This is a genomic window from Empedobacter tilapiae, from assembly GCF_004785645.1.
Taxonomy (GTDB): Bacteria; Bacteroidota; Bacteroidia; order Flavobacteriales; family Weeksellaceae; genus Empedobacter; species Empedobacter tilapiae.
Genome location: NZ_SRPE01000002.1, coordinates 376897 through 390926, shown reverse-complemented (window position 1 = coordinate 390926; position 14030 = coordinate 376897). Strand labels below are relative to the sequence as shown.

Below are 14030 nucleotides of genomic sequence, written 5' to 3'. Positions count from 1 at the left end.
ATTAAACAGTTTATTTTTTATTCTAACCTTATTTGGAAAGACAATAACAAATGCACGAACAATACCAAAAGAACGAGAATTAAAAATGCTATTCTTCATTGGAATGTTCTAATAAAATTTTGCCCCAATCGTTCAATTTCCAAAGTACTTCCACTAATTTTTCGCCAAGTGGCGTAAGCGAATATTCCACACGAGGTGGCAATTCATTAAAAGATTGTTTCGTTAAAATTCCGTCTGAAATCATTTCATTCAATTGTTGATTCAAAACACGTCTGTCTACTTTTGCAATGCCACGCAACATTTCACTTGGGCGTTTTTCGCCTTCATGGATTCGCCAAACAATCGGAATTTTCCATTTCCCATTGATAGCATTTACAGCAAATTCTAATGGACAAATTTTTTCTTCTATCGTTCGTTCCTTTGTTTTCATAAAATTGACTTTTTTATCCCATAGAGGCATTTATATGCGGTATTGTGGATCTGAATTTACTTTTAGAATTTTAACAAAAATATAAAATAATATATGAAAAATTTAAAGCAACAAATTGAAGAATTAAACGAAAATTTAGCAAAACAACTTCCTGTAAAAGTTTTAGAAGTGTTTGGTAAATCTATTCAAGATTTAAAAAGTTCTGAAATCGAAGAAAACAGTATTGCTATTGGCGAAAGATTTCCCGATTTCAATTTGCCAAATACAACCAATGAAACTATAGAATTAAAAGAACTTCTACAAAAAGGAAAAGTAATTGTAGCTTTTTTTCGTGGTAATTGGTGTCCTTATTGTAATCTTGAATTGAAAGCATTGCAGGACAATCTAAAAGAAATTTCGGACAGAAAAACAACGCTTGTAGCTATTTCTCCGCAAGCTTCAGATTATAACGAAGAATTGAAAAACAATCATGATTTAAAATTTGAATTATTGACAGATAAAAACAATACTTTGGCTAAACAACTTGGTATCTCATTCAAGCTTCAAGATTATGTAATTCCGACCTATAATAGTTTAGGAATTAATCTATCAGAATACAATGAAAACGATTATAACGAATTACCTGTTCCTGCCGTTTTCGTAATAGATACAAATGGCAATATTATCTACAAGTTTGTTGACACAAATTACATGAACAGAATAGATTTTCAAGAACTTGCAAAACAATTATAAGCGAAATAACAAAGAGTAAAAGATATCCTTACTAAAAATATTGATTTAGCTTAATTAATTGTAAATAAAAAGTTTATTAAAAATCGGTTTGTAGTATTGAAACCACAAACCGATTTTTTATTTCAATGTTTTTTTAATCAATTTAATTGCCCAATCATAATGACTTGAAGTTGCCGAAATCAAATAAGATCCTAAAGAAGTTGTACCTGTCCATTTGTATTTTTTCTTCTCGAACAATTCTTCGTTTGTATGTTTTTCGATGATTTTTTGAATGTCTTGATACGAATTGTTAAATAAAGACTTTGTTTCATTAAAATCAACTTTTTGATATTTTTTCCAAATTTCTTTATTCAATTCAGGTGTATCTTTCCATGAATAACCTTTTGCTGGCATTTCAGGTTTTTCACCTTTCATTCCGACTTCGTACCAATTCAACATCATCAAATGCCAATGATGTAAATGCGCCAAAACATCACGAATATTTCGATTCATAGTTCCTTCAGGAAACTCTTTATTTGGATCTGAAATACTTTCGATTAAATCATTCAGTTTCTTATAATTCGCTTGACTTAAATGTAATAATTCTTCTTTTGTAGTTGGTCGTGCCATGTTTTTGATGATTTATTTTTGAAACAAAAAGCTGCCAAATTAATGACAGCTTTATATTTTATATTTAACTTAAACCTTCAACAAATCCATTCACAAGATCGATATGATTTGCTTGTGGAACTTTTGGTAAACCAGGCATTCTCATAATATCGCCCGCAATAGCAACAATGAATTCGGCTCCGTTATTAATCACTAAATCGTTGATATGAATATCGAAATTTTGTGCAACTCCGTAAGCCGTAGCATCTGCCGAAAATGAATATTGCGTTTTGGCAATACATACAGGAAATTGACTCATTTCAGCATTTTTTTCGATTTGTTTCAATTTCTTTAAAGCTGAATTTCCGAAAATAACCGAATTTGCTCCGTAAATTTTACGCGCTACTTTTTCTATTTTTGTATCGATTGCATCTTCATTTTCATAAACCAATTCTAACTTTTTAGAAGGATTTTGTTCAATCGAATTTACAACAAGATTAGCCAGTTCAACAGCTCCTTCTCCACCTTCCGAAAACGCATTATTAATTGCAAAATCAATGTTTTCGTCTTTACAGAATTTTTCAATCAATGTCATTTCTAAATCGGTATCCGAGCTGTATCTGTTAAAAGCAATCACGATATTTTGACCAAAAGAACGCAAGTTTTGAATATGCTTTTGTAGATTTTCTAATCCCTTTACAATTCCTTCTGCATTTTCCTTTTTGATATCTTCGACTGGAACTCCACCGTGCATTTTCAAACCTTGAGCAGTTGCTACAATAATCGTTAATTTTGGATTTAATCCCGCTTTTCTACATTTAATATCGAAGAATTTTTCAGCTCCAAGATCTGCTCCAAAACCAGCTTCGGTAATCACATAATCGCCATAACTCATTGCCATTTTTGTTGCAATAACCGAATTACATCCATGTGCAATATTTGCAAAAGGTCCACCATGAATAAACGCTGCCGTATTTTCGGTTGTTTGAACCAAATTAGGTTGTAACGCATCTTTCAACAAAACGGTAATTGCGCCTGCAACTCCTAAATCTTTCACGGTAAATAAACTTCCGTCTTTTTTATATCCTAACAATATTTTCTCAATTCGTCGTCTTAAATCATCCATATTTTCGGACAAACATAAAATCGCCATAATTTCGGATGCTGGCGTAATATCGAAACCTGATTCTTGCGGAATTCCATTTGCGCTTCCATGAAGTCCAGTAACAATGTAACGCAAACTACGATCGTTAACATCTAAAACACGTTTCCAAAGAACTTCTTTCAATGCATTTTCTGAGCCTGATGTTCGATAAATATAATTATCTAACAAAGCAGAAATAGTGTTATGTGCCGATGTAATAGCGTGAAAATCTCCAGTAAAATGCAAATTAATATTTTCCATTGGAAGAACTTGTGCATAACCGCCACCCGCAGCGCCACCTTTCATTCCGAAACAAGGTCCTAAAGAAGGTTCGCGAAGTGCTACAACCGCTTTTTTTCCAATTTTATTTAATCCCAAAGCCAAACCAATAGAAACGGTTGTTTTTCCGATTCCTGCTTTCGTTGGTGTAATAGAAGTAACTAAAATAAGATTGGATTTTTCGATTTGCTCTTTTAGCTGTTGATCTAATGGAACTTTTGCAATGTGTTTTCCGTAAGGAATAAGCGGATCGCTTGGTAAATTAATGCTTTCGGCAATTTCTTGAATGTTTTTTAAAGCGATGGAACGTGCTATTTCTATGTCGCTTTTCATAGGTTTTGCAATCGCAATATCTTTTGTTTTCATAAACTAAAAGGAAAGATTAATATGACATTAAAGATACGGTTTTAAAACCATGAAATAATTAAATAAAAGTGAAATAGTTTATTGGTCATACTTATTTATAGTGGATATTTTTAATCATATTTTATATAAGAATTTAAAATCCATCCTTTTTTTTCATTATTTAAATAATAATTGAAATTTGTTTTTATACTAAGTTTTACTATTAATTAATGTTTACTTATTGTTGTGTTAATCAAGAACTAGTTTAAAATATAGAATTTTGAACATCTACAAACAACACATCATGAAAAAAATAATTTTATCTCTAATTTTTATTGGAGGGATTTTTACTTCTATCAATGCACAGCAAACTGTAAAAGGCTTCGTTTTTGAGGATAAAAATCAAAATAACAAATTTGATAAATCAGAAAAACGTTTAGCGAATGTACAAGTTAGTAACGGAAAACAAGTTGTTTCTACTAATGACAAAGGAGAATATCAAATAGAAATTGACAATGAAACAATTTTATTTGTTGTAAAACCTGCAAATTACAAAGTTCCTACAAACGAATTTAATCAACCTCAATTCTTTTACATTAATAAACCTAATGGTTCTCCAAAATTAGAATATGCAGGTTCTGCTCCGACTGGAAATACTCCAAAGAGTATTGATTTTGCTTTAATTCCAACAAAAGAAAATGAAAAATTTTCGGCTTTAATTTTTGGTGATCCTCAAGCTTATACAGAAGAAGAAATTGAGTATTTTTCGAAAGGTATAATTGATGATGTAAAAGGAATTAAAGGAATGGAATTCGGACTTTCTTTGGGAGATTTAGTAGGTGATGATTTAAACCTTCATCCATCTTATATAAAAACTGTCGGAAAAGTTGGTTTACCTTGGTACAATGTAATGGGAAATCACGATATGAATTATGATGCAAAAGAAGATCAATATTCGGATGAAACGTTCGAGAAAAATTTCGGTCCAAATAATTATTCTTACAATATCGGTAAAGCACATTTTATTGTTTTAGATGATATTTTATATCCTGATCCTCGCGATGGAAAAGGATACTGGGGTGGCTTTCGTCCAGATCAATTAGAATTTATTAAAAATGATTTAAAATTTGTTCCAAAAAATCATTTAATCGTTTTAGCCTTTCATATTCCACTTCGTGATACACGACCAGATGACCGAAACAAATTATTTGAATTACTAAAAGATTATCCGAATACAGTTTCAATGTCTGCTCATACACATTTCCAAGAACAGATTTTCTATGCAAATCAAGATGGTTGGCAACAACAGAAACCTCATCATGAATATAATGTAGGTACAACTTCTGGAGATTGGTATTCTGGTCCAAAAGATGAGAAAGGAGTTCCAGCTTCTACGATGCGTGATGGTACACCAAAAGGTTATGCTTTTTTACATGTAGATGGTAATCAATATAAATTTGATTATAAAGTTGCGAACGCTCCTAAAGAAAGACAAATTGACTTATACCACACTAAAAAAGTAAAAGAAGGTAAACGAAATAGAGCTTTTCTTTATGCTAATTTCTACATGGGACATGAATCTAACAAAGTAGAGTACCGTGTGAACAATGGTGAATGGAAGAAAATGAATTGGGATCCGACAGTTGATTATAATTATATGGAAACAATCATGAAGATTGATAATGCTGAAATTACAAATATTGGAAACAGACCTTCTGCTCCAGAAATTTCTAAACATATTTGGTCTGTTCGATTACCAAATAAATTAAATGCAGGAATATATCAGATTGAAGTTAGAGCAACTGATTTATATGGAAATACATTTACTGAAAAATCTTCTTTTGAAGTTATCAAATAAAAGCATTTTATCCACGTCAATGAGCCACTTCTAATGAAGTGGCTTTTTTGAAAAAATAATTCAAATTTATTAATATTAAATAAAAATCAATAAACCTTTAATTGAATGTAAAAATAATACAACATCCCTATTTTAGTAATGTTTACTTAAAAATCTCTTAATCCTGAGTTAAACAACTTCAGAAATGGAACGTTTAGTTTTGTTAAAATTTTTAACACATAAACATTTCACATTTACAGCTATGAAACAATTAAAATTACCACTACTTCTACTTGGTGGATTTTTAAGTTTACACGCCAATGCTAAAACTTACATTCATACAAATTATTATCATTCAATTTCTCAAGATCAGAATCCAATCAAAGGTCAAATCGTTGATCAAAATGGATTAGGAGTTGCAGATGTAGAAATCATCATCAAGGGAACATCTTTTAAAACATTTACAGATGGAGATGGTTTTTTCGAATTTGTTTCAGTAAGTGTTGCTCATCCTACATTATTGGTAAATTCATCTCAACACAAATTTATTGAATACACACCGAAAGATATTTCTCAAGTAAAAATTACTTTACAAGAAGAAACAAATCAATTAAATGAAGTTGTTGTCACAGCCTTAGGAATAAAACGTGAAGAAAAACAACTTGGATATTCTCAACAAAAATTAGATGGAGATGATTTTACTAATGCTCGTTCTAACAATTGGGTAGATAATATGAAAGGTAAAGTTGCTGGAATGGAATTTATTTCCGCTAGTTCTGGTCCAATGAATTCTACAAAAGTTGTGTTACGAGGAAATCGTTCTGTAGATTTAGGAGCAAATGGAGCCTTAATTGTTGTGGATGGAATTCCTATAAATTCTGATATGTCTTCTTCTGGAGAAGGAAATGGATACTTATCTAAAGATGCGCCTGTAGATTTTGGTAATGGAATGTCTGATATAAATCCTGATGATATTGAAAATGTTACCGTTCTTAAAGGTGCTGGTGCTACTGCTTTATATGGTTCCCGAGCAGCTAATGGAGCTATTATGATTACAACTAAATCTGGAAAGAAAAATCAAGGTTTAGGTATTACCTTCTCATCTAATTATGTTGTAGATGTTATTCAACGTTGGCCAGAATGGCAAACAGAATATGGCTCTGGTACAGGTAAAGCTTTTAATGATGCTGGAGAATTATATTATTCTTATAAGGCAAGTGAAGATGGACCTGCTACACAAAGTAATTTAGGTTTTGGTCCGAAATTTAATGGACAATATTATTATCAATACGATCCCGAAACAGGATTAATGGGAACCGAAAGAACTTTATGGAGAAATTATGATAATGCCAGAAAAGGATTCTGGAAAGCAGGAACAACGCTAACAAATAGTTTGTCTCTTTCTGGAGGAAATGATAAAGGTTCTTTTAGAGCTTCTGTTACACATACAGACAACAAATGGATAATGCCTAATACAGGATTTGAACGTTTAGTATTATCTACAAAAGGTGATTACAAAATTTCTGATCATATAAAATTAAATACATCTATTAATTATTCTAATAGAAACAGTGACAACTTACCTTCTACTGGATATAATAACCATACTATTTCATATTTTATGATTTTAACGAATGCCAATAATAATATCAATTGGTACAAAAATATGTGGTTAGACAAAGGTAAAACACAACTTAATAGTCCTTTTAGTTCATATTTAGACAATCCATATGCATTAGTTTATGAAGTAATAAACAGCATGAACAATAACACATTGACAGGAAATATTAGTGCAGAGATTGATTTTACAAAAAACTTAAAATTAATGGTTCGCTCTGGAATTAATGCTCAAGATGAGTTTAGAGAACTAAAACGTCCATATGATTTGGTTAAATATGCCGAAGGATATTATCAACGACAAAACATCACATCAACAGAAATAAATACTGATTTTTTACTTTCTTATAACAGTAATAAAAAGCAAGATTTCACTTACAATTTTTCTGTTGGAGGAAATAGAATGTCCACAAAATATAAACGTATAAACGCCTCTGCTACTGGCCTATCTATTCCTGATGTATATAAATTAGCAAATGCAAAATATGGTATTATAACCACTACAGGAGATTATGAAAAGAAAGTGAATAGTATTTATGGATTAGCTTCTTTTGCTTACCGAGATCGCATTTTCTTAGATTTAACAGCAAGAAATGATTGGTCTTCTACTTTACCAGAAAAAAACAATTCATACTTTTACCCTTCTGCTAATCTTAGTGTAATTCTAAGTGATATTCTTCATTTACCTAAGTCTATAATTAATTATGCAAAGCTAAGAACTTCTTGGGCACAAGTAGGAAACGATTCAAAACCTTATATCGTAAGCAAATACTACGACAACAATGATTTTCAAGGCTCTGCGCAAGTTGATAATTCTTTATTTAATGCTGATTTAAAACCCGAAACAACAAACTCTTTTGAAATGGGATTAGAATCACAATTTCTTAAAAATAGAATTGGATTTGATGTATCATTCTACAACACCATTTCTAAAAACCAAATCATTAACGTTCCTCTAGATTACTCAACGGGATATTCGACAAAATGGATTAACGCAGGAAAGGTTAAGAATGAAGGAATAGAAGCTATGATTTATTTCAAACCTATTAAATCAAAAAATATAGAATGGACAACTCGCTTTACTTACTCTAAAAATAATAATGAGATATTAGAACTTGCAGCTGGTATTGAGGGAGGTGATGAACAAACTATCGCAACTTCTGGTACTGTATCAATTATAGGTAAAGTTGGTGGTTCTCTAGGAGATATGTATGGTTATGGATTTGTCAGAAATAACGAAGGTAAAATTATATATGATGCTAAAACTGGTTTACCTGTCCGCCCTACCGAAATTCAATATATAGGAAATGCATTTGCTGATTGGAAAGGAGGTTGGAGTAATACTTTGAATGTTAAAAATTGGACATTAAATGTTACAATTGATGGTTCTTTTGGCGGATTATTATATTCTCAATCTTATCATAAAACAATGGAACATGGACATCTGAAAGGATCTTTACCTGGACGTGAAGATGGATATATTATAGGCGACGGAGTTGTCATAAACCCTGATGGATCATATTCTCAAAACACAACAAAAGTCAAAGTACCAGACTATTACTCAGAATACTATAGACGTGCAAATGTTGAGGCTAATAGCTTTGAAAATACATATGTAAAATTAAGAGAGATAAGTATTGGTTATAGTTTTCCTAAAAAATTAATCGAAAAACATCACTTAAAAGGCTTAACATTAAGCATTTTCGGACGAAATCTCTACACATGGTCAGATTTTCCATTTTATGATCCTGAAACTGCTGCACTCAATGGAAGTAGTATGGTACCAGGTGTAGAAATGGGACAACTACCATCTCCAGCAACTTATGGATTTAATCTTAAAGTTAATTTATAATCTTTTACAAAATGAAAAAAATAAAACATATCACACTTGGATTAATATTTGCAGTTTCTTTCAACAGCTGTACAGATGATTTTGAAGAAACAAACACAGATCCAAATCGTTTAGAAACTATTAGTCCTGCAACATTATTAAATCCAATTTTATATAGTTTAACAAATCATAATTCATATTCTGCTTGGCACAACCGCACAGCTCATTTTATGCAAGGAATTGTACCTTATCCATCTAATGCTTCCGGTGGATATCATCGATACGATGTTACAGATGATATTGGAACAACAATGTGGAATAATCATTACAAGTGGTTAAAAAATTTAGATGAAATGGAAGAAGCCGCAATCAAAGCTAATGATCAAAATTATCAAGCTGTTGCGTTAACATTAAAAGCTTGGGCATATGCTAATTTAACAGATTGTTTTGGAGATATACCTTTTTCCGAAGCTTCTAAAGCAGATAAAGGAATAGAGAAACCAAAATTTGATCGTCAACAAGATATTTATAAATCAGTTTTAGAATATTTGGAGAAAGCAAATGGACTATACAATACAAAACAATCTATGATATATACAGCAGATTTACTGTATAATAATGATGTCTCAAAATGGCAAAAATTGACAAACTCACTTCATTTACGTTTACTTTTACGTATTAGTGATATTCAACCAACAGAAACTATTAATAAGATTAATACTATTCTGAATGATCCTGCAAAATATCCTGTTTTCATAAATAATACAGATAATGCAATCTTAATAAATACAGGTGTCACACCAAATACAACACCTTGGCCTCGTATTCAAGATTATGCAGCAGATAAAAAATTATCTACTTTTCTTATTGATAATCTTTTACAATTAAATGATCCACGAATCACAATTTGGGCAACAAAAGCAAAAGATTTAAAAGGAAATGATATTGGTTACAAAGGAATCCCAAGCGGATATGCATTCAATGATAGTTCCATCAAATATACTCCATCGGCTCCAAATAATGTTGTAGCTCTAGCTCCCATGAAAAACATTGTTATGACTTACGGAGAACTACAACTTATAAAGGCTGAGTTAGCTCAAAAAGGATTAATACCTGGAGATGCAAAAGCTTTTTATGAAGATGGAGTAAAAGCATCTATGGAAGTATGGGGAACAACAATTTCTTCTGATTATTTTACTAACTCATTTGCCGAATATAATGGCACATTAGAACGAATAATGCTCCAAAAATATTTTACATTATATTTTACTGATAATCAACAATGGATGGAATTTAGACGAACTGGATTTCCTATTTTACCACTACAAACAAATTTATTTAATAATGGTAAGATGCCTATTCGTTATCCATATCCTCCGAATGTAAAAATGCAAAACAAAGAAAATTATCAAATTGCAGTACAACAAATGGGTGGTGATGATATAAATACGCGTGTTTGGTGGGATGTGAAATAATTGCTTTCACACTCATATTTTATAGAAAACGGCTTTTTTTTCAAAAGCCGTTTTCGTTTTATTTGTACCTTCACTAAAAATAATACAAACCAATGCATATCGAAGAATTAAGAGATTATTGTCTAGGACTTCCACAAGTAGAAGAAAAATTTCCTTTTGATCAATCTACATTAGTCTTTTACATCGCTGGAAAAATGTTTTGTTTATGTAATGTAGACAAATTCGATTCTGTTAATATAAAATGTGACCCCGATAAAGCAACTGAAATTCGAGCGATTTACGAAGCTGTAACTCCTGGTTATCACATGAACAAAAAGCATTGGAATACCGTTCAAATTCATCAAGATGTAAAAGACGTTCAAATCAAAGAATGGATAAAAGATTCTTACAATTTAGTCATCTTAACTTTACCAAAATCCAAACGTCCTGAGTTACTTAAAGAATAATTTAAACTTAATTCTTAATATTTTTAGGTTATTTATATAGATATTATCATCTTTGTCTTTCAATGGGGTGCTAAAAAGCTGAGAATATACCCAAGAACAATTTTGTTCTATACCTGATCCAGATAATGCTGGCGGAGGGATTGATGTTAGTAATAACTTCATCTCCTCATCAAAAAAAATTAATGATGAAGGAAATTATTTCACAAACAACTTGGCAAGAATGGCTAGGTGTACTTTTTTCAATTTTTCAAGTTGTATTAGCGAGATACAACAATCCAAAAAATTATTTATTTGGAATTGCAGGAATTACATTATCACTTTTTGTAATGTTCAATTCTAAACTTTATGCAGAATTCACTCTTAATATTTATTATTTAGTAATGAGTATTTACGGTTGGGTTTATTGGAAATTTGGACAACAAAAACACGAAATCGAAATTTCAACAGCCAACAAAAAAGAATGGGGAATTGTAACAGGAATTGTTTTGAGTAGTTTTACCATTTTTTATTTAGCATTAACACATTTCACCGATTCTGATGTACCAATTTGGGATTCGGTTGTAAGCGCATTTGCTTGGGCTGGAATGTGGTTAATGGCAAAACGTAAACTCGAAAATTGGATTTTACTAAACATTAGTAACATCATTTCAATTCCATTACTTATTCATAAAGATTTGTATTTATACGCTATTTTATCCTTGATTTTATTCTGTGTAGCAATTTCTGGATACTTTAATTGGAGAAAAATTATAAATAAAAAAAATGCTTAATATTAATTCTATTCGTGAACAACTATTAAATATAGAAACGTTCAATTCCGAAGTTCTACAATTTATAGAAAATAAAAATTGGTTAAACATTTGGGTTCCGAAACAATACAACGGATTAGGGTTAGAATTCTCTGAAGGCTTAAAAACTTTACAATCTATTGCTAAAATTGATGGAAGTTTAGGATGGTTTGTAACATTATGTAGTGGAGCAAATTATTTTTCTCGAAATCTAAAACCCAATATTGCTTCTAATTTATTTTCTTCACAAAAAACGTGTTTTGGCGGAAGTGGAATGTTGGGTGGAACAGCTGAAAAAATTGGAGAGGATTATATTATAAATGGTTTATGGCATTATGCAACAGGAACTCCTTATCTTACTCATTTTACATTAAATGCAAAAATAATTGAAAACGGAAAAGAAGTATTGGATAAAAATGGCGACCCAAAATTTTTGTCATTCATTTTAGATAAATCTCAAGTCAAATTAATTCCAACTTGGAAATCTATGGGAATGATAGCAACTTCTTCACATAGTTTTGAAGTAAATAACCAAAAAGTTAATCAAGATTATAGTTTTATCTATAATGAATTTTATAGTGATGATTTGGTCGAAAAAATTCCTTTCCGAATTTTTGCTGATTTAACTTTATTAGTAAATTATCTTGGAATGGCTGAACATTTTATCGAAAAAAGTTTAGACATTATTCATTACCAAAAACAAACAGATTTTAATAATTTCGTAAAAGAATCCACTTCAAAAAGTATTGAATTTGCTAAAATTATCGAAAATTTATTAGCAAGTAATTCCCCTATTTCAGGGGAAATAGAAACTGATATTCATTCTTTTGGAATAAAGACAGTAGAAGAAATCACTCAATTTATTATTCAAATTTATCCTCAATTGGGTATAAAAGCTTCTAAATTAAATGACGAGATTAATCAAATTTTTAGAGATTATTTTACAGCAACACAACATCGTAATTTTAGAATAAACATTCTCCTATAAAAGTCTATTTATCTATATTTGCAATTCATTTGGCTGCGTAATTTAACGGATAGAATATCAGATTCCGGTTCTGACAGTAAGGGTTCGAATCCCTTCGCGGTCACTTTTTAATTTTTTTTTTGAGATTTTTTTTTTATTTTAGCGTAACACTAATTATTAATTAACACATTATTATGAGAAAAAAATTACTATCTCTTTTATCGATAGCTGCGGTAGCTGTATCTTTTGGTCAAACTTATACAACACAAAATAGTGGTATTCCATTACAATCTTTTGGTGCAAGAGAATATTCTATTGTAGATCAAAATACGGCTTGGATTACTTATTTTGATGGTTCTGGAAATCAATCGTATCCTAAATATATAGGTGTGACAACAGATGGAGGAACTAATTGGAAAGCTAATCTGGTTTCTAACTTACCTTCGAATGCTTTAATATCAGATGTAGGAGCTATAAATGGAACAACAGCATTTATCGTAACAGCACCTGCATCAGGTTCAGGAGCTGCTAATGGTTTATGGAAAACTTCAAATAGCGGAACATCTTGGACTAAAGTTTCAGGAGTATTTGGAACTAATTCTTTTGGAAATATTATTCATTTTTTTGATTCAAATAATGGTTTAGTTATTGGAGATCCTATCAATGGAAAATATGAAATGTATAAAACTACAGACGGTGGAAATACATGGTCTACACTTAGTACAGCTCCTTCTACTTTAAGCAGTGAAGAGTATGGTTATGTAGCAGGTAGAGTTTTCTTAGGTGAAGATCTATGGTTAACATCAAGTACTGGTCGTATTTTGCATACAAATGATAGAGGAGCTACTTGGAAATCATACTTCTCTCCTGTTGATGATTTTTCAGGAGAAGATTCAAGTGCTAACATGTCTTTCTCTTCATCAAAATATGGTTTATTGATAGATAATACAGCTACACTTTGGGTAACTGAAGATAGTGGTGACAATTGGGATATTTTAGAATCTAATAGTTATTTTGATGGTGACATATCATATATTCCAGGATCAAATGGTATTTTTTTATCAACAGGATTTAACTCTGAATCTGAATTAGGAGTAGGTTCTGCTTACACGCAAGATAATGGTAAAAATTGGACAAATATAGATGATGGTCAACAAAGACTATTTATTGGTGCTCATGATTGTAAATCTGTTTGGGTTGGTCATTATACATCAGATAACAAAGGAACAGGAGGTATTCTAAAATTAAATGACATACCTAATTGTACTTTAGCCACTACAGAACAAGCTGCAACAAAAGTTGAACTGAAGGCTATTGTTAATGGTAATACACTTAATATTATATCTAATAAAGAAATAAAAAGTGTATTAGTTGGAGATTTAACAGGAAGAAAATTTTCAGAAGTAAAATCTAAAGATGTTAACATTTCTGCTTTAAAAACTGGTGTATATTACGCTCGTGTAGCTTACGCAGACGGATCTTATGGAACAGTTAAATTTATTGTAAAATAATAAACTACTTAGATAAAATTTAGAAAGGACAAAATCAACG

The 14030-nt window shown here is 30.8% G+C and carries 11 protein-coding genes and 1 tRNA gene; 9 read left to right on the top strand and 3 right to left on the bottom strand.

Annotation, left to right across the window (positions count from 1 at the left end; all coding sequences use genetic code 11):
• Nucleotides 1–88: 88 nt before the first annotated feature.
• Complete coding sequence (locus E4J94_RS03965; RefSeq protein ID WP_135834556.1) at nucleotides 89–430, bottom strand: winged helix-turn-helix transcriptional regulator; 342 nt, start codon at nucleotides 428–430, stop codon at nucleotides 89–91.
• A gap of 93 nt (nucleotides 431–523) precedes the next feature.
• Here E4J94_RS03965 and E4J94_RS03960 point away from each other — a divergent pair, with 93 nt between their 5' ends.
• Nucleotides 524–1162, top strand: a complete 639-nt coding sequence (locus E4J94_RS03960; protein WP_135834555.1) for a peroxiredoxin-like family protein — start codon at nucleotides 524–526, stop codon at nucleotides 1160–1162.
• A gap of 117 nt (nucleotides 1163–1279) precedes the next feature.
• Here E4J94_RS03960 and E4J94_RS03955 read toward each other — a convergent pair whose 3' ends face one another.
• Nucleotides 1280–1771 carry a ClbS/DfsB family four-helix bundle protein gene (locus tag E4J94_RS03955; RefSeq protein ID WP_135834554.1) on the bottom strand — a complete coding sequence of 164 codons (492 nt, stop codon included), beginning with the start codon at nucleotides 1769–1771 and terminating at the stop codon, nucleotides 1280–1282.
• Between the two features lie 64 nt (nucleotides 1772–1835).
• Nucleotides 1836–3506: a formate--tetrahydrofolate ligase gene (locus E4J94_RS03950; protein WP_135834604.1), complete on the bottom strand. Its 1671-nt coding sequence runs from the start codon at nucleotides 3504–3506 to the stop codon at nucleotides 1836–1838.
• A gap of 316 nt (nucleotides 3507–3822) precedes the next feature.
• Between E4J94_RS03950 and E4J94_RS03945 the strand changes: the two genes are divergently transcribed.
• The 8 genes from E4J94_RS03945 (at nucleotide 3823) to E4J94_RS03910 (ending at nucleotide 13990) form a co-directional block, all read left to right on the top strand.
• Nucleotides 3823–5376 (top strand): calcineurin-like phosphoesterase C-terminal domain-containing protein, encoded by a 1554-nt coding sequence (locus E4J94_RS03945; RefSeq protein ID WP_135834553.1) that lies wholly within the window; start codon nucleotides 3823–3825, stop codon nucleotides 5374–5376.
• A 184-nt stretch (nucleotides 5377–5560) separates the two neighbouring features.
• Nucleotides 5561–8824, top strand: coding sequence for a SusC/RagA family TonB-linked outer membrane protein (locus tag E4J94_RS03940; RefSeq protein WP_246034250.1), 3264 nt, complete (start codon nucleotides 5561–5563; stop codon nucleotides 8822–8824).
• Between the two features lie 11 nt (nucleotides 8825–8835).
• Entirely contained in the window at nucleotides 8836–10278 is a 1443-nt protein-coding gene (locus E4J94_RS03935; RefSeq protein WP_135834552.1) for a SusD/RagB family nutrient-binding outer membrane lipoprotein, read from the top strand.
• 92 nt (nucleotides 10279–10370) lie between these two features.
• Nucleotides 10371–10724 (top strand): MmcQ/YjbR family DNA-binding protein, encoded by a 354-nt coding sequence (locus tag E4J94_RS03930; RefSeq protein WP_135834551.1) that lies wholly within the window; start codon nucleotides 10371–10373, stop codon nucleotides 10722–10724.
• A gap of 182 nt (nucleotides 10725–10906) precedes the next feature.
• The gene (gene pnuC / locus E4J94_RS03925) at nucleotides 10907–11494 is read left to right on the top strand and encodes a nicotinamide riboside transporter PnuC (protein ID WP_135834550.1); all 588 of its coding nucleotides are present in this window, start codon (nucleotides 10907–10909) and stop codon (nucleotides 11492–11494) included.
• The gene (locus E4J94_RS03920) at nucleotides 11487–12500 is read left to right on the top strand and encodes an acyl-CoA dehydrogenase family protein (protein WP_135834549.1); all 1014 of its coding nucleotides are present in this window, start codon (nucleotides 11487–11489) and stop codon (nucleotides 12498–12500) included. The genes pnuC and E4J94_RS03920 overlap by 8 nt, the downstream gene beginning before the upstream one ends.
• 31 nt (nucleotides 12501–12531) lie before the next feature.
• Nucleotides 12532–12603: transfer RNA gene (locus tag E4J94_RS03915), tRNA-Arg, on the top strand.
• 70 nt (nucleotides 12604–12673) lie between these two features.
• Entirely contained in the window at nucleotides 12674–13990 is a 1317-nt protein-coding gene (locus tag E4J94_RS03910) for a beta propeller repeat protein (RefSeq protein WP_135834548.1), read from the top strand.
• Nucleotides 13991–14030: the final 40 nt, after the last annotated feature.